The sequence below is a fragment of the Achromobacter sp. Root565 genome (genome assembly GCF_001427425.1).
GTDB classification, from domain to species: domain Bacteria; phylum Pseudomonadota; class Gammaproteobacteria; order Burkholderiales; family Burkholderiaceae_B; genus Achromobacter; species Achromobacter spanius_D.
This window is the reverse complement of record NZ_LMGO01000001.1, coordinates 1090206-1107746: the sequence shown is the minus strand read 5'-3', so window position 1 is coordinate 1107746 and position 17541 is coordinate 1090206. Positions and strand designations below refer to the sequence as shown.

At 65.8% G+C, this 17541-nt stretch carries 14 protein-coding genes; 9 read left to right on the top strand and 5 right to left on the bottom strand.

The features are described from left to right. Positions 1 to 2 precede the first annotated feature (2 nt). The 3 genes from ASD71_RS04960 to ASD71_RS04950 are packed head-to-tail and all read left to right on the top strand — an operon-like array spanning position 3 to position 3366. Entirely contained in the window at positions 3 to 992 is a 990-nt protein-coding gene (locus ASD71_RS04960; protein WP_056560521.1) for an ABC transporter ATP-binding protein, read from the top strand. Further along, positions 989 to 1969, top strand: a complete 981-nt coding sequence (locus ASD71_RS04955; protein ID WP_056560518.1) for an ABC transporter ATP-binding protein — start codon at positions 989 to 991, stop codon at positions 1967 to 1969. Before ASD71_RS04960 ends, ASD71_RS04955 begins: the two co-directional genes overlap by 4 nt. Next, a complete protein-coding gene (locus ASD71_RS04950) occupies positions 1966 to 3366 on the top strand; it encodes a M20 family metallopeptidase (protein ID WP_056560515.1) in 1401 nt (466 codons plus the stop codon). Before ASD71_RS04955 ends, ASD71_RS04950 begins: the two co-directional genes overlap by 4 nt. Here ASD71_RS04950 and ASD71_RS04945 read toward each other — a convergent pair. The 3 genes from ASD71_RS04945 to ASD71_RS04935 all read right to left on the bottom strand — a co-directional run bounded on the left by ASD71_RS04945 (position 3350) and on the right by ASD71_RS04935 (position 6284). Next, a complete protein-coding gene (locus ASD71_RS04945) occupies positions 3350 to 4264 on the bottom strand; it encodes an MBL fold metallo-hydrolase (RefSeq protein ID WP_056560512.1) in 915 nt (304 codons plus the stop codon). The genes ASD71_RS04950 and ASD71_RS04945 overlap by 17 nt on opposite strands. A gap of 83 nt (positions 4265 to 4347) precedes the next feature. Next, positions 4348 to 5304, bottom strand: a complete 957-nt coding sequence (locus ASD71_RS04940; RefSeq protein ID WP_056560509.1) for an alpha/beta fold hydrolase — start codon at positions 5302 to 5304, stop codon at positions 4348 to 4350. Positions 5305 to 5525: 221 nt separating this feature from the next. Continuing rightward, positions 5526 to 6284, bottom strand: coding sequence for a hypothetical protein (locus ASD71_RS04935; RefSeq protein ID WP_235512023.1), 759 nt, complete (start codon positions 6282 to 6284; stop codon positions 5526 to 5528). A gap of 117 nt (positions 6285 to 6401) precedes the next feature. Between ASD71_RS04935 and ASD71_RS04930 the strand changes: the two genes are divergently transcribed. The 3 genes from ASD71_RS04930 to ASD71_RS04920 all read left to right on the top strand — a co-directional run bounded on the left by ASD71_RS04930 (position 6402) and on the right by ASD71_RS04920 (position 8747). Next, entirely contained in the window at positions 6402 to 7106 is a 705-nt protein-coding gene (locus ASD71_RS04930; RefSeq protein ID WP_056560502.1) for a hypothetical protein, read from the top strand. A 160-nt stretch (positions 7107 to 7266) separates the two neighbouring features. Continuing rightward, positions 7267 to 7773 carry a sigma-70 family RNA polymerase sigma factor gene (locus ASD71_RS04925; RefSeq protein WP_056560499.1) on the top strand — a complete coding sequence of 169 codons (507 nt, stop codon included), beginning with the start codon at positions 7267 to 7269 and terminating at the stop codon, positions 7771 to 7773. Beyond that, positions 7770 to 8747 carry a FecR domain-containing protein gene (locus ASD71_RS04920; RefSeq protein WP_156395082.1) on the top strand — a complete coding sequence of 326 codons (978 nt, stop codon included), beginning with the start codon at positions 7770 to 7772 and terminating at the stop codon, positions 8745 to 8747. The genes ASD71_RS04925 and ASD71_RS04920 overlap by 4 nt, the downstream gene beginning before the upstream one ends. 22 nt (positions 8748 to 8769) lie before the next feature. Here the strand turns inward: ASD71_RS04920 and ASD71_RS04915 are convergent, their stop codons facing one another. Continuing rightward, complete coding sequence (locus ASD71_RS04915; RefSeq protein ID WP_056560493.1) at positions 8770 to 11214, bottom strand: TonB-dependent siderophore receptor; 2445 nt, start codon at positions 11212 to 11214, stop codon at positions 8770 to 8772. 96 nt (positions 11215 to 11310) lie between these two features. Beyond that, the gene (locus ASD71_RS04910) at positions 11311 to 13764 is read right to left on the bottom strand and encodes a mechanosensitive ion channel domain-containing protein (protein WP_235512022.1); all 2454 of its coding nucleotides are present in this window, start codon (positions 13762 to 13764) and stop codon (positions 11311 to 11313) included. 371 nt (positions 13765 to 14135) lie between these two features. On the opposite strand from ASD71_RS04910, the gene ASD71_RS04905 reads away from it, so the two are divergent. The 3 genes from ASD71_RS04905 to ASD71_RS04890 form a co-directional block, all read left to right on the top strand. After that, positions 14136 to 15110, top strand: a complete 975-nt coding sequence (locus ASD71_RS04905; RefSeq protein ID WP_056560488.1) for a tripartite tricarboxylate transporter substrate binding protein — start codon at positions 14136 to 14138, stop codon at positions 15108 to 15110. Between the two features lie 219 nt (positions 15111 to 15329). Beyond that, positions 15330 to 16277, top strand: coding sequence for a DUF4123 domain-containing protein (locus tag ASD71_RS04895; protein ID WP_082578800.1), 948 nt, complete (start codon positions 15330 to 15332; stop codon positions 16275 to 16277). 14 nt (positions 16278 to 16291) lie between these two features. Further along, the coding region (locus tag ASD71_RS04890; protein ID WP_162253549.1) for a toxin VasX at positions 16292 to 17541 on the top strand (1250 nt) is incomplete at its 3' end.

Genomic DNA, 17541 nt, shown 5'->3' with positions numbered 1-17541 from the left:
GCATGAACGGCACCGATATCGTCCTGGACGTCCAGGGCCTGACCGTCGACATCGCCACGCCACGCGGACCGCTGCACGCGGTGCGCGACGTGTCCTTCCAGGTCAAGCGCGGCGAAACGCTGTGCCTCGTGGGGGAATCGGGCTGCGGCAAGTCCATGACCTCGCTTGCCATCATGGGCCTCTTGCCCAAGGCCGCCCGGCGCAGCACGCGCCGGCTGGCGGTGTTGGGCGAAGACCTGTCCAAGGCGCGCGGGCGGCGCGTCAATGCGCTGCGCGGCAGCAAGATGGCGATGATCTTTCAAGAGCCCATGACGGCGCTCAACCCCGCCTACGCCATCGGCGAACAGCTCACCGAACACTACATCCACCACTGCAAGGCGAGCAGCCAGCAAGCGCGGGACCGGGCGGTGGAGCTGCTGGAAAAGGTCGGCATCGCCTCGGCCGGCCAGCGGCTGGGGCAGTATCCGCATCAGTTGTCCGGCGGACTGCGCCAGCGCGTGATGATCGCGATGGCGCTCATGTGCGGCCCCGAACTGCTGATCGCCGACGAGCCCAGCACCGCGCTGGACGTCACGATCCAGGCGCAGATCCTGCGGCTGCTGGCCGACTTGCAGGCCGAACTGGGCATCGCGATGGTGTTGATCACGCACGATCTGGGCGTGGTTGCGCGCATCGCGCGGCAGGTGGCGGTGATGTATGCGGGACAGATCGTCGAGGAAGGCCCCGTCGCCGACATTTTTGCGACGCCGCATCACCCGTATACGCAAGGGCTGCTGGGCTGTATCCCCGTGCCCGGCCGCACGGCGCCAGGCGAGGCGCTGGGCACCATACCCGGTGTCGTGCCGTCGCTGGTCGGCGACTTGCGCGGCTGCGCCTTCGCCGACCGCTGCCGCTACGCACAGGCGCAATGCCGGCAGGCCGTTCCCATCCACGGCCAGGCCGATGGCCAGCAATGGCGCTGCATCCTCAGCGCCGAAGGAGTGCCGGCATGAGCGCGCTGCTGCAAGCCGATGGCGTCAGCCGCCAATTCACGGTGCGCGCCGGGATGTTCCGCCCGCGTTCCACGTTGCACGCGGTCAATGGCGTGGACCTGGCGGTTGACCGGGGCGCGGTGCTGGGTATCGTGGGCGAGTCCGGCTGCGGCAAGTCCACGCTGGCGCGCATGCTGCTGGGGCTGACGCCGCCGACCGAAGGCGCCATCCGCCTCGATGGCCAGGACATCCGGCAGATGGATCGGCGCGCCCTCGCCCGGCGCGTGCAGCCCATCTTCCAGGACCCGTACTCATCGCTGAATCCGCGCCGCTCCATTGCCTCGATCGTGTCGCTGCCGCTGGAGGTGCACGGCATTCCCAACCCCAAGATGCACAAGGCCATCGACATGCTGGAACGCGTGGGCCTGCCGCCGCGGCTGGCCCACAACACGCCCGGCCAGCTGTCCGGCGGCCAGCGCCAGCGCGTCGCCATTGCCCGCGCGCTGGTGATGCAGCCCGAGATCGTCATCTGCGACGAACCCACCTCCGCGCTGGACGTGTCGGTGCAGGCGCAGATCATGAACCTGCTGATGGACCTGCGGCGCGATTTCAATCTGACGTATGTGTTCATCAGCCACAACCTGGCGGTGGTCGAGCACATCGCCACGCACGTGGCCGTGATGTACCTGGGCCGCGTGGTGGAATCCGCGCCCACCGCCCGGCTCTTTCACGACCCGCGCCATCCCTACACGCAGGCACTGCTGGCGTCGGTGCTGACCCCGGAACCCGGGTTGGGCATCCCAGACATGGGGCTGGGGCTGTCGTTTCCCGACCCGCTGCATCCGCCGTCCGGCTGCCCGTTCCATCCGCGCTGCCAGCACGCGATGGCGCAATGCAAGACCGAACGGCCCGCGCTAGCCCTGCGCGAACAGGCCATCGTCGCCTGCCACCTCTACCCGACCACGTCCCCCCTTCCCCTCGGAGCCACCCAGCCATGACCCGCGCACAAGCCATCGCCCAGGCGGAACACTGCTTTGATTCCGGCGCCTTCCGCGCACTGTTGGCGCGCCGCCTGGCGCTGCCCACCGAGAGCCAGAACCCCGAACGCGCCGCCGTGCTGGCGGATTACCTTGAGGCCGAGATCCGCCCGGCGTTCGAGGCGCTGGGCTTCACCTGCCGCACACTCACGCATCCGAAAGCGCTGGCGCCGTTTCTGTACGCCGAGCGGATCGAGGATCCGGCCCTGCCCACGGTGCTGGGCTACGGCCACGGCGACGTCATCCGGGGCCTGGAACGGGAATGGAAGGAAGGCCTGTCGCCGTGGGCGCTGACCGAGGCCGAGGGCCGCTGGTACGGCCGCGGCATCGCCGACAACAAGGGCCAGCACACCATCAACATGGAGGCGCTGCGGCTGGTGCTGGAGACGCGCGGCAAGCTGGGCTTCAACGCCAAGTATCTGATCGAGATGGGCGAGGAAACCGGTTCGATGGGCCTGCGCGAACTGTGCACCGAACATCGCGACCTGCTGGCCGCCGACCTGCTGATCGCCTCGGACGGCCCGCGCCTGAGCGCCAACCGTCCCACCATCTTCCTGGGCGCGCGCGGCAGCCTGAACTTCGACCTCACGATCGAGGCACGCGCCGGCGGCCATCATTCCGGCAACTGGGGCGGATTGATCTCCAACCCGGGGCTGCAGCTGGCCCACGCGATTGCCAGCATCGCCTCACCCGTTGGCCAGATCCGCATCCCGGAATGGGTGCCAAAGGAACTGCCCCCGGCCGTGCGGCGCGCGCTGGCCGACTGCCAGGTGGACGGCGGCACGGACGGCCCCGAGATCGAACCCGATTGGGGCGAGCCCGGCCTGTCGCCCGCCGAACGCGTGTTCGGCTGGTGTTCGTTCGAGGTGCTGGCCTACAAGACCGGCAACCCCGACACGCCCGTCAACGCCATCCCGCCGCGCGCGTGGGCGCGCTGCCAGTTGCGCTTCGTGGTGGGCGTGGACCCGGACGACCTGATTCCGGCCCTGCGCCGCCATCTGGACAGCCACGGTTTTCCGATGGTGCAGATCTCGCTCACCCGCGAATCCATGTTCCGCGCGACCCGCATCGACCCCGACGACGCCTGGGTGCGCTGGGCCGTGGACTCGCTGGAACGCACCTCCGGCGAAAAGACCGCCCTGCTGCCCAACCTGGGCGGCTCGCTGCCCAACGACATCTTCACCGACGTGCTGGGCCTGCGCACGATCTGGGTGCCGCACTCGTACCCCGGCTGCTCGCAGCACGCGCCCAACGAGCACCTGCCGCCGGCACTGCTGCGGCAGGCGCTCGGGTTGATGACCGGGCTGTATTGGGATTTGGGCGCAGGGGGCACGCCGGAGATCAGAAGTCCCAGATGACCGGCACCCAGCGGAACGCGTCGCCGTCAACCGCCACCCGGCCCACCGACGGGAACGGCAGGTGCGCCGCCACGAGCAGGCCCTTGTTTTCCGCCAGCTCGCGGAACAGTCCGACGCGCACCCGGGCCGACTCCTCGGGGTCGTGCTCGAAGCCGTTGTGCCATTCCGGGTGGTCAAAGCCCACGGGGAAGATGGCATCGCCCGCGAACATCAGGCGCTCGCCGCCGGAGATCAGGTCCACGACACAGTGGCCTGGCGTGTGCCCGCCCGTCAGGCGCACGATCACGCCGGGCGCCACTTCCTTGCGATCCTCGAAGACCTGGATCTGGTCGCGGTACGTTTCGTAGAAGCTCGTCGCGGTCGAGCGCAGCACGGCGGGTACCGGCTTGGGCATGACCGTCTGCGAAAAGTCCGGCGAGGTCCAGAACGCGACTTCGGTCGCATTGACGTGGATGCGCACATCCTTGCGCAGGCGCTCCTTCACGCCGGGGACCAGCAGGCCGCCTACGTGGTCCATGTGCATGTGCGTGATGATGACGTCGGTCACGGCCTCCAGCGGGATGCCCGCCGATTGCAGCCGTTGCGGAAACTGGCCTGCCCGCGGAAAGCCCGAGAACTGGCCGCCCAGCCCCGCGTCGATGAGGATGGTCTGGTCGCCGCTGCGCGCGACCATCACGTTCAGCGGCCAGTCGAAGGCGTCCGGCGGCATGAACATGTGGTCGAGCCAGTTGGCCAGATCTGCCGGATCGGCGTTGGTGGCCATCGTCGAGGTGGGCAGCGGCAGCACGCCGTCGCTGACAACCAGCGCATCGATATCGCCCACCTGCACGGCGTAGCGGGACGGGACCAGATCGATGGCCTGGTGTGTAATGGGGTCCAAAGTGTCTGCGGTAAACATGACGGGATCTCCTTGAAGGCGGCCGGTTCGGCCGGCCGGAAACCGGCGCCCTCGCGCCGGGTAGATGCGTGGCGGCGCGCGCGTCAGCCGCGCAGAAAAGCCAGCAGATCGGCGTTGATGCGGTCCTGCAGGGTGGCCGTCAGGCCGTGCGGCGCGCCCGGGTAGTAGATCGCCTGCGCGTTTTTCACCAGGCGCACCGCCTTCTTGGCCGAGTCATGGATCGGCACGATCTGGTCGTCTTCGCCATGCATGAACAGCGTGGGCACGTCGATCTTCTTCAGGTCTTCGGTGAAGTCGGTTTCCGAGAACGCCTTGACGCACTCGTAGGCGTTCTTCTGGCCGCTCTGCATGCTCCACAGCCAGAATTGGTCCAGTTGGCCCTGCGACACCTTCGAACCCGGGCGATTGGCGCCGTAGAACGGCACGGCCAGATCCTTGTAGAACTGCGAGCGATCGCCCGCCACGCCGTCACGGATGCCGTCGAACACCGACATCGGCAGGCCTTCGGGATTGGCGGCCGACTTCAGCATCACCGGCGGCACCGCCCCGATCAGCACGGCGCGCGACACGCGCTTCGTTCCATGGCGGCCGATGTAACGCGCCACTTCGCCGCCGCCGGTGGAGTGGCCCACCATCGCGATGTTCTTCACGTCCAGCGCCTCGATCAACTGCGCCAGATCGTCGGCGTAGGTGTCCATGTCGTTGCCGCCCGACGGCTGCGACGAACGCCCATGACCGCGCCGGTCATGCGCAATCACGCGAAAGCCGTTGCGCGCCAGGAAGTGCAGTTGTCCATCCCACGCATCGGCATTGAGCGGCCAGCCATGCGAGAACGTGACGACCGGGCCGGCGCCCCAGTCCTTGTAGTACAGCGTCGTGCCGTCTTTGGTGACGAAGGTGTTGCTGTCCATGGAAGTGCTCCGTTGGGGTTGGGAATTGCGCTGCGGGGCTGCCTGCGCGCCGATGGCAAAGGCGCTGCTCGCCAGAAGCGCGCTGCCGGCAAGCAGCGTGCGCCGGGCGGCGTTGTACGAGTCGTTCATGGGGATCCTCAAGGTCGGTAGAGACAGTGAGGGCATCGTAGGACTGCGCCCGCGAGCGCGGTAGACACGGCGCGGGAAGCACGATGTTGTGCGATGCGCACCAATGCGGCCGCTGCATTGCACATGCGGCCCTGCCCTAGGTGTCAGACACCCCTACGAGCCAGCCGCCATGATGTGGCTGCCGCCCCCGGGGTGTCTGACACCGGCCAATAGAAACGCTATCAGGTCAACTCGGAAGCGAGCCCAGAATCCCGATACGCCACGGCAATCATCGCCGTCAGCAGGAACGTCATGGCAACGCACGCCAGGGCGCCCAGCACGCCCTGCAGCGCCTGCACGCCCACGTAGTCATACATCAACGGAAGCAGATCATTGGCGGCATGCGCGGCCAGGATCAGCAACACAACAAACCCCAACATCAACGGCCAGCGCGGATAACACGTCGCGGCGCGCACCAGGCCAAAGCCGTACGCGCCCTTGACCACGGCGCGAGGCAGGCAGAGTCCGTAAACAGCCAATCCGTACAACACCGGCACCCACACCACCGTCAATAACGCAATCAGCACGCCGTAGAACAGCGGTTCGTTGGCGCCGCCCATCAGCATGTACAGCACATAAGGCAGATCGCCGGTGGCGCGGGCAAGGGCCATGACTGCAATGGTCAGCCCGCCCAGCAACACCAAATGCCGGGCTTCCGAGTTGCCGCCGCGTGCCGTGGCCGCATGCGCGGTCGGGCCAAGCAGAATGACCCGATGCCAGGCGTATGTGGTGCGCGCGAAAGCGATCAGGCAGACAAGCGCCAACGCGAGGATCAGCCAATCCAGAAACCCGTACAGCCGGGACGTCGTCAACGCGAATGGCAACGTCAGCGTGAACACCGCCAACGACCAGGGCGCGGCGGCCAGCATGGCGCGGCCGTGCTGCCTGATCGCGCCGACGGTCGCGGCAATGAAACGACCTGCTCCGGGTTTGCTGGACACGAGACTCCCTTGCTCAGAAATGATGGTGCTCGTTTATACCGCAAGCCGCTTATTCACCCGATCCCATGTCGCGTATCTCGGTTACCCTTGCGGACCTTTTCTTTCTACCGAGTCTTCATGAAGTCGCTTCCCGTCGCATTTGCTGCCTTTGCCACCGCGCTGCTGCCCACGCTGGCCCACGCCGCGTACACGCCCACCGAGATCGAGCGGGCCGTGCTCGAATACGGCATACGCGAAGAGCATGACGCGCTGCTCGCGGCCGATTGGCGCCTGCTGGGCCGGATGATGGACATATCGCGTGTGGACCCCGCGGACGTCTCGGATATGTACGCCAAGGGTCCGACGGACAAGCTGCCGGCCGTGGTCGAAGAGCCCTTCGTGTTCAAGGCAACGATCGACGCGGCGGCGGTGAAGGCGGGCGCGGTCACGTTCGCGGGCACGCGCGGGGCCACGGTCCGCGCCACGCTGCCCGCAGGCGCCAAGCCCGCCGATGATCTGATGCTGACCTGCGCCAAGCTGGCCTTCGCAGATGGCGTCGCCACGTTCTCGCAGTGTCAGAACTGGACGCCCGTCGCCGAGAAGACCGTTGCGGACTTTCGCGCCGACATCGCCGCATTCCTGCAAGGTAAGCCCGCGAAGAAGTATGTGGCCAAGTTCGTGATCGACTACTTCGTTGTGGCGAACGACATGCCCGCCAAGGCCGGCTGCCCCGACGACCGCAAGGCCTGCGACCAGGCGATCCGCAAGACCAACATGACGCGCGCCGGCTACGCGGCCGTAACGGAACGCCTGAACGCGGCGGGCGTGCAGACGGAGCGGTAAGCCTTCGGCCAGGCCGGTGTGATCCGCGCCCCATCGAACGCGCAACCGGCCCGGCCTACACCACGCGCCATTCTTGCGCCGCCTCGTGCGCCCCAATACAATGCGAAATACTCTTATTTGCATTTGTGCGATCATGTCCCGCATGAGCGCGATTCGGGCCATGACGGCGAACACCTCAGAACACCAACAACAAGTCCACGCGCTGTATCGCGATCATCATGGCTGGCTGCAGCAGTGGCTGCGGCGCCGGCTTGGCAACGGCAGCGACGCCGCCGATCTGGCGCACGACACGTTCACCCGCATCCTCGCCTCGCGCCTGCCCGCGCTGCTGAACGAGCCGCGCGCCTACGTGACAACCGTGGCGCACGGCATCCTGGTCAACTGGTACCAGCGCCGCGATCTTGAACGCGCCTACCAGGAAGCGCTGGCAGCATTGCCCGAGGATCTGGCGCCCTCCCCCGAACACCAGCTCATCATCCTGCAGACCCTGCTGGAAATCGATGCGATGCTGTCCGCGCTGCCCGCCCCGGTGCGGCGCGCGTTCCTGCTGTCGCAGGTGGAAGGCATGAAATACGAAGACATCGCCGTTCGGCTGGACGTCTCACTCATCACCGTCAAACGCTACATGGCGCGCGCCTTTCGGCAATGCCTGGCGTGCATGGAATGAACGCCAGGCATCCGGTGGCCGTCATCAGCGGCGATATCCTCGACGAGGCCGCGCAGTGGCTCGTCGTGATGAACGACGAGCCGGTATCCGACAATGACCGCCGCGCCTGGCTGGCATGGCGCGCCCGTAGCCCCGAGCATGAAGGCGCGTGGCAGCGCGCAGAGCGACTGCTGGCGCAGCTGGGCGAAGCGCCTGCGGCGCTGGCCATGCCCGCGCTTGACCGACCGACGAAATCCCGCCGCGCCGCGCTCGCCAAGCTGGCGGCGTTGTGCATTGCCGCTCCCGGCGGCTTGGCGGCTTGGCGGCTGGCCCAGTCCGAAGGTTGGACCGCCGACTACCGCAGCGCCGCGGGCGAACTTCGGCAGATCACGCTGGCCGACGGCAGCCGAGTCCGGCTGAACACGCACAGCGCCATCGACCTGCGCTTCGACGCCAGCCAGCGCCTGGTCGTCTTGCGCAGCGGCGAGATCTTCATCGAGACCGCAGCCGACCCCGCGGGCGCACGCCGGCCGTTCCGCGTGCAGACGGCAGAGGGCATCTTCGAGGCCTTGGGCACCCGCTTCAACGTCCGCCAACAATCGGGCGAGACACAGCTCGCCGTGCTGGAAGGCGCCGTGCGCGCCACGCCGCGCCGGGACGGGGCCGATGCGCGCGTCATCCAGGCCGGCGAGCAGACCGTGTTGCAGGCCGGCGTCGTAGAGCCGGCCCGCGCGCTGGACCCCGCCATCACGGCCTGGACGCACGGCATGCTGCTGGCGGACGACATGCGCCTCGCCGACGTCATCGACGAACTGGCGCGCTACCGCAGCGGCATCTTGCGCTGTTCCTCCGAGATCGCCGGATTGCGCGTGTCGGGCACCTTCCCCGTCGGCAACCCCCAGCAGGCGCTCGCCATGCTGGAGGCGACCTATCCAGTGCAGATCGCCTCGCGCTTCGGGGGATACTGGACGACGGTGCTGCCGCGGCCCCACTGAGGCGCGCGGCTAGTCGCGGCCGTCACCACTTGTACGACACGTTCGCCATCACGCTGCGGCCGGCACCCAAAAGGCATGCCGTGTTCAGGAAGCAGCCCGCCACGTAGTATTTGTCGGTCAGGTTGCGCACGTTGATCGCGGCGCTCAGGCCGCGCAACGACGAGTTGGCGCGTCCGAAGTCGTAACCGACCATCGCATCGACCAAGGTGTAGGCAGGCACCTTGAAGGTGTTCTGCGCATCGCCAAACGTCGTGCCCGTATAGCGCACCCCCGCTCCCATCGTCAGACCGCGCAGGGCGCCCGACTGCAGCGTGTAGTCCGTCCACAGCGATGCCAGGTGACGCGGCACGCGCACCGGCACCTTGCCCTGGTTGCTGAGACCGGCAAAGTTGGGGTTGTCCTTGGTCACCTCGACGGCGTTGAAGGTGTACGAGGTGATGACGTTCAGCCCCTCGATGGGACGCAGCACGCCCTCAAGCTCGATGCCGCGCGAGGTCACCTCGCCTTCCTGGACGTTGAACGACGTGTTCTGCGGATTGGGCGTCAGCACGTTCTGCCGGCGCAGATCAAACGCGGCCAGGGTCACATAGCTGTCCGAGCCCGGCGCCTGATACTTCACGCCCACTTCATATTGGCGCGCCGATTCGGGCTTGAATTGCGCGCCGTTGATGTCGCTGCCCGTCAGCGGCGTGAACGACTCCGCATAGCTGGCGTACGGGAAAAAGCCGCTGCCGAACGTGTAGCCCAAGGCCACACGGCCCGAGAAGTCCTGCGCCGACGTGTCGGTGCGCGTATCGAGCAGGCGATTGCGCGCGCGCTGGTTGGCCCAGTCGTAGCGCCCGCCCAGCGTGGCCACCCAATTGTCCAGCTTGATCTGGTCCTGCACGTAGGCGCCGATCTGACGCGTCGTGTCGGCCGTGCTCAGCCGCGACGTGTAGCGCGACGTGTCGATGCGCACGCTGCGGTCCGGACGAAAGATGTTGATCGATGGCGCGTTGCCCGTCTGCGAGTCGGCGCTGCGGTCGCTGTACTGGTAGTCCACGCCGAAAAGCACCGTGTGATCCAGCGGCCCCGTCGAGAATTTTCCGACCAGCCGGTTGTCGATGGCGTAGCTGTCGCTATCTTGGTCGCGCAGCTGATAATAGCGCGCGATTGTGGTGCCATCGATGACGCCGCTATTGCGAAAGAGCTGGTCTACGTAGCCCGTGAAGTGCGTATAGCGGGCATTCTGCTGAAACGTCCAGGCATCCGAAAACGCGTGGCTGAACTCGTAGCCGATGCTGGTCTGCTCGCTTTGCTCGCGGTCAAACCCCGGCTCATTGAGCGAGCGGTGGCGCGGCACGCGTCCATTGGGATTGGAGCCATCCAGCACCGAATACGGCAGGTTGCTGGTGAAAAGGTTGCGGTTGCGCTGATACGACGTCAACAGCGTGAACGAAGTGCGCGCCGACGGCGCCCACGTCAGGCTCGGGGCGACGTAGATGCGGTCATCGGGAATGCCGTCGATGGCGCTGTCGGCGTCGCGGCCCAGCGCAACCAGCCGATAGGCCAGCGTGCCATCGGCATCCAGGACATCGCCGATATCCATCGCGCCCTGCACCAGGTCGTGGTTGCCTACCGACGCCGTGACCTCGCGGTGCGATTCGAACAGCGGGCGCTTGGACACGAAGTTGATCGTGCCGCCCGGCGAACCCTGGCCATACAGGACCGACGACGGCCCCTTCAACACCTCGATACGGTCCATGCCAAATGGCTCCGGCGAGAAATACCCGGTCTGGTTGTTGCGCAAGCCGTCCGTGTAGGCATTGGAATTGATCTGCTGGAAGCCGCGCACCATCAACGTGTTGTCGGTCGGGTTGTCGCCCGAAACATTGCTGTGCACGCCGGCGGTGTAGCTCAAGCCGTCGCTGACGGTCTGCGCGCCCTGAATCACCATGCGCTCGCGCGTCACCACCGAGATCGACTGCGGCGTCTCCATCAGCGGCGTGTCGGTCTTCGTGGCCGTTGATGCGCTGCTTACCAAATAGGGGTTGGCGCCGTCGTAGGCACCCTTGCCGGTCACCGTAACGGTGGGCAGCATCGCGGCTTCGTCGCCCACGGGTCGCCGGCGCAAGGTGTACGAACCGTCAGCACGCGCGGCCATTTCCAGGCCACTGCCAGCCAACAGCCGGCGCGCGCCCTCGGCAGCCGTATACGCACCCGACAAACCGGCGCTGCTACGCCCATCGGTCAGCGCCGGCTCGAACGCCAGCGCAATATCCGCCTGCATCGCAAACCGGGCCAGGCTGCTGCCCAATGGCCCCGCGGGAATGTCGAACGTGTGGCGGGCATCAAGCTGTTGCTGCGGCGCGGGCGCCGGCTGGGCCACGGCCAGCATGGGCATGCCGGACGCAAGCGCGGCCGCCACGCAGGCGGCGCCCAGCGTCAATCCGTGACTGGGACGTTTGGGAAAAGCGGGAATTTGCATGGTGCAGCGACCTCGATCTGGTGGGTTCTATTTCCCATGCCAGCCGAGAAAGAAAAAGGTATCACTGCCCATGCAAATATTTTTATTCTGATTAGCCTAGGTGCGGCGGGGTTCCGTACGCGCCGGGTTGGCTTCGGCCGCTGCGTCGGCCCCTGCTTCGGCCTCCGCTTCCGCCTCGGCCCGTGCCTCCAGCTCATTGCCCAGCACCTCGGCCGAATCCTCGTTGCTGGCTTCCGGCTTCAGGCGGCGGCGCGTATGGCCCGCGGCGCGCGCGCTGTCGCCCTCGTCCACACGCTCGGCCTGCACGTGCACGTTGGCCGGCGGCGCAAAGCCGCGCTTGTCCTGCCCGAAGTAGACCACCGTGTGCGGGTACGGCAGCTCGATGCCCGCGGCGTCGAAGTGCTTTTTGAGCAGGCGGTTGTAGCCGCGCTGCACCGCCCACTGCATGCCCGGCGTGGTCTTGATGAGGATGCGGATGGTCACGCCCTTGTCGTTGACCGCCGTGACACCCGCCACCGTCATGTCTTCCAGGATCTCCGGTCCGAGCACCGAATCGGTCATCAGCTCGGCAAACGCCGCACGCAGATGCTCGATGGCATCGTCCACGCTTTCGCGATGCGCGATCGTGTACTCGCCCAGGTGATACGAAAAGTCACGCATGTGGTTGGCCACCACGTCCACCGACGAGAACGGCACCAGATGGTAGCCGCCGTCCAGCGTGCGGATGCCGACCGAGCGGATGGTCATCTTCTCGACCGTCCCGAAAACGCCCGCCACCTGCACCACATCGTTTTCGTTCATCCCGTTCTCAAGCTGGATGAAGACGCCCGTGATGATGTCCTGCACCAGCTTCTGCGCGCCAAAGCCGATGGCCAGACCCACGACGCCGGCGCCCGCGATCAGCGGACCGACGTCGATGCCAATCTGCGACAGCAGCACCATCAGCGTCATGGTCACGATGACGATCAGCGCGGCGTTGCGGAACAGCGCCAGCAACGTGCGCTCGCGCGCGCTGGGCATGCCCCGTTCTTCGCTCTGGCTCAGCCGGTGTTCGATGATGCTGGCGATCACGGTCCAGGCCAGCATCGCGATCATCAGCACGATGACGATATTCAGCACCACCTTGATCGCGGCCGCGCCGGCGTCCGACGCTAGCCAGCGCGACAGGTCAAACGCCCGCCACGCGTCCAGGATCAGCAGCACGATGACGATGCGGATGATCCAGCCCACCACCTTCAGCGCGGCCGGCACGTAGGCGTTGACGCGCGCCTCCAGCAGCGGCAGGCGCCGCCGCAGGTCGTCCGACAGGCGGATCGGCTTGGCCAGCACCGCGTTCAGCAACAGGATCAGCAGGCTGCCCACGCCGATGACCAGCAGCGTCTGCGCCGTGGCGCGGGCCATGAACGGCAACGCATCGGTCGGGTCGACCTGGCTGACCACCAGCAGGATCGTGAAGTAGACGATGCCCAGCACGTGCCAGATGCGCGACAGCAGCCGCAGCCGCGATCCCATGAACGTGGCCGCGCCCGCGGCCCGGCGGTCCAGGCGTTCGCGCACGGCCTGCCGGTTATGCCAGATGACGCGCACGGCGTAGACGTACACCGCGAGCATGATGAGCATCGTGGTCAACCGGCCCAATGCGGGCGACAACGCCGCCGCCATCACGGGACCGACCACCAGCGTGCCGTACCCCGCCGCCGCCACGATGCGCACCAGCCACGCGTTCCAGTATTTGGCCAGCTCGTCCGACATCGGCAACAGGCGCAGATGCGGATGGCGCACGGCGAACACCGTGCGGATCAGCACCTTCACGATCTCCACCGCCACGAAGGCCTGCAGGAACAGCGAGGCCAGTCCGTCCAGGGTGCCGCGCCCCGGCGTGCTCCACAACGCCGCCGCGCCGCCCGCCATGGCGGCCAGCAATACGACGGCAACGTCGATCGCCAGCGCACCCACGATGGCGCCCGCGCGGCGAGTCAGCACCTTCATGGACGCCGGCTTGTCACGCACGGGCGCCGTGCCGGTTTCGCAACCGTGCTCGGCCACCCAATGGTCGATCCGCGTGTAGATGCGCATGGCGATCATGCGAAGCAGGATGAAAGCGATGATGGTCGCTGCGGCGGCCAGGGCCAGTGGCAGCAGCGCGCTGCGCGCCTCGCCGCTGTCCATGCGCAGGTTCTGGCCCGAGGCCAGCGCGCGCATGTCGTCAACGCCCTGCCCCATATCGGCCGCAACCCCGGTCAGGAACCGCTGAACGCCGTTGGCCATGCGCTCCTGCAACGTCGGCTCGGCCGGCGTGGCGGGCGTCGGCTTCGCCGCTGTGGTTTTGGATGGCGGGGCGCCTGCGGCGGCCGGTTTGTCTCCTGCCGCCTGCGCACGAAGCTGATCGATCAGGGCTTGGCGTGCTTGGGGATTGTCCAGCAAATCGGCCAGCGCGGCGGGCGTCAGCGCCGACGGTGCGGCGGCAGGTTCGGCCGCCGCCGCCGGGGTCAAGAGCGGAAACGCCGCCATGGCCGGTGCATGCCACAGGAACGATAAACAACTCAGCATCGCCGCCAGCAGCCAGGCCGCCAGCCAGGGCCTTTCCCGTCTGCGCCGCCAGGAAACGGCGGCATGGTGGCGGGATGGAAGGGATCGGGATGCTGTCGTTGCGGATCGAACCACTAATAAATCTCCTGTGCGATCAGGGCAGGGACGCCGGATAAAAAAAGGAGCCGGCAACTTGGGGGCGCGGCTTGGGCGATGGCCACATGATAAAGCCCATGGTCTGTCCCCTTTAGCGGCGGCCGGGCCTTATCGCTGGAAGCAATAAACAAGCGGCGATTAATTCGTTGGTCCCGACCGCTTAAGTGATTAGAGTCCAACGCCGCCATGCCCGCGCCGCATTCCGACAGGCGCGCGCCCAACCACGAGTCCGCTTCATGACCACCCGATTCCAAGCTGCACGCCGCACCACCCTGCTCGCCCTTGCTCTGGCCGTCGCCGGCATGGGCGCCGCGCAGGCCGACCAACGCGTCATCCGCATCGTCGTGCCCTACGGCACCGGCGCGGTCCAGGACACCATCGCGCGCGCGATCGGCGACGAACTGGGCAAGGCCCTGGACGCCTCCATCGTGATCGAAAACCGCGCCGGCGCCGGCGGCACCGTGGGCACCGCCCAGGTCGCCCGCGCCAAGCCCGACGGCAACACCCTGGTGCTGGCCGCCGCCAGCCACAACATCGCCGGGTATCTCTATAAGACGCTCAGCTACGACCCCTACAAGGACTTCACGGGCGTCGCCTACATTGGCAACACCGGCTACATCATCCTCGCGTCGGCCTCGCTGAACGCCAAGAACACGGCCGAATTCATCCAGGCCGTCAAGGCCAAGCCCGGCGCCTACGACTACGCGTCCGCCGGCAACGGCAGTGCCTCGCACCTGGGCATGGCATCGTTCTTGACCGCCGCCGGCGCGCAGATGCAGCACATCCCCATGAAGTCCACCGGCGACGCCGTGACCGAACTGCTGGCCGGCCGCGTCCAGGCCGTCACGGCTGCCACCATCGGGGTGACCGCGTACCGCAACGATCCCCGCGTCACGTTCCTTGCCTACACCGGCAAGGCGCGTTCACGCTTCGCCCCCGACCTGCCCACCGTCGCCGAAAGCGGCCTGCCCGGCTACGCCTTCGATTCCTGGCTAGGCCTGCTGGCTCCGGCCGGCATCTCCGCTGCGGACCGTGACCAGATCAACGCGGCGGTCAATAAGGTGCTGGCCGATCCCAAGGTGCAGTCGCGTTTGGCTTCGCTGGGCGTCGAAGCCGAAGCGAAGTCGGCGGCGCAATTTCAGGAGCTGCTGAAGGCGGACTATGAAGCGGCCGGGAAGGTGGTGGCGGCTTCCGGGGCGCGTGTGGAGTAAGGGCTCCTGATCCAACTTCCTGACAAATCAGACGAGCTCCTCTGAGCTTTCGAACTATTCATATATCCAGGGGGACGGTCCCGCCTTAGATTGAACGGCTTTTCGTTCTATTGACGAGTGACACGGACATGGCGAGTGCACCGACTGATTTGATGGCCGACGCGTCCCGATGGACGCGTCGCGTAGTAAAAGCGTTGCCATGCCCCGACTGGGCGACGCTTGAACAGGAAACCCGCCCCTGGATTCTTCTGGACGGCGCGCACAGCGACACGCTCACGTCGCGTAGTAAAAGCGTTGCCATGCCCCGACTGGGCGACGCTTGAACAGGAAACCCGCCCCTGGATTCTTCTGGACGGCGCGCACAGCGACACGCTCGAGAACGACCTTCTGCAAATCAGGCGTGGATTCGAGTATCRCTGGGTCTGGCGCGATACGCCTCGGGAATATCGAAATCCAGGCTATCGCCATGGCCCCCTGCTAGTTCCGCTCGACGAGGCATTATTCACCCACGCCGTCRAACATTGGCTCCGCCAGCAAGCAGGAATCATCTTGGTGGCTCCCGACGATATCSACCTCCTCGTCGCCCACCTCCAACAGTTGCACCAATTGACGGGTACAGACGGATTTCCGCTCAGGTTCAGCCTTAATGGCGCGCGGGCGCTCGAAGAGTTCTGCGAAGGCTTGACGGCGCAGTCCCTGTCCAGGCTGTTCGGCCCCATCCAACGCTTCATCTGGTATGCGGGCGACGAGCGTCAGGGCGAGTGGTTGGGTGCCGGCTCTTCCGTACAGGGACAAGCCGCGCCTGCGCTGGACGAGCCCATCGCCCTGACGAAAGCCGACGAGATTTCACTCGATCAGGCCAGCCTCGCGTGGTTCGTGCGCSACTGCGTGCGCAGTATTCGCCSACAAACGCCGGCGTACGACGACCCCAAGAATGAAAAGGCCTTGTGGCGGCGCACCGACCTGTTCGTTCGCGAGGCCGCGGATCAGCTTGCGCTCACCTTGGAACGCGACGTTCGGCATTACGTCGATCTGCGGTTTCGGTACCCGCAAGATTTTTTCGCGAAGGATGGCGTGCTTCGCAAAATTCTGATCGAACGGCACATTCCGGGAAAGCAGCGCTTGGTGGACGCCGAAGCACGACTCTCGGCGCTCGCGACGCGGTAAAGGAAACCCATCCCGTGAACTTCAAAAAGGCACTAGGCTCTATTCGCCCGAACGAGAAACGCCTCGGCAAAGCCATCTCCCCACCGCCCTGTGAACGCGGTGTGCCTCTATATCCGCTGCGCTATGGCATTGCCGATTATGTGTGGGATGCGGAAGTGTTTCCCCGTCTGAACACGGCGGGCTACCCCACSCTCACCGCGGGCAAAGCGTACGGTTTGCGCACGTTGCGCCCGGGCACCTACGTCTATCTCTGCTACTTCGAGAATGGGCGTATGTGGACGCAACACTACCAAGTTACTGAAGACGTCAAGTTCGCTCGCATCTGGTGGAGTGAGGCCGACGAACAAGACGCAACGCCGGGCAGGCTAAGCCCGCCCAATACCGTGGGCGCCACGACATATCTTTTCGCTCCTGACACAGAGRCGGCCGAAACCGTCCACATTCTGGTGAGCGACACGCTGCTSTCCCACCGCAYCCTMTGGGCTATCGAGACCAACGATGGAGGSCTTCGAGATGCGTTGAGCACGCAATGCAGACCTGCCGGCAATGCCTATCAGGAACACATCTTCGACGCGACGCTGCTGGGACAGGCGGCGCCYGAACTCGTCTCGCCATCCGGACACGGCGCGCCCAAGCCYTTCGCATGGAGCGAGATCCAGTTCCCAGAAGAAGCGCCAAACCACCACAACGTATTGGGCAACATGTATATCGCGTTGTTGCCGCGCAAGGACTTCACGCCCCTGGTGGTTGCATTGCAGGATCCGATCGGGATCGCCAGCGAGCTTCATTACCTGATTACTTATTCCGTAAAGCTCAAGACGGAATACGCCGGACGGAACGCACACAAACTGCAGAGTGGAACGTTCATCAGCAATTATTTCGAGGGGATGAAGAAACAGGCTGCGACTAATCMAAACCTGGSCAAGACGCTCGTAAGGCAGCAAAACCTGGTGAACTACGCAGGCGCGMTTTCGTTTCCCCGCATTTATGCCAAAGAAATAGAAGCGTTCGAAAACACAATTGCCAAAGCGGTACAGGATTCCCTGGCGTGGGTCCGCCTGATCGACTTATCGCAACTCTTGGGCAAGGCACTACGGTKCTTTGACCGCAGCGTGATCCACAACGCACACGACTATGAGGAAGCTGTACTTCAGTGCATTGGCGGACTGGTGCACTCCAAAGATGGAATACAGGTACTGAACCACCTAATCAATTTGCCCGTCGACGAAAGCCCCTTTTGGCTTGCGCTGGCCAATGGCAGCGA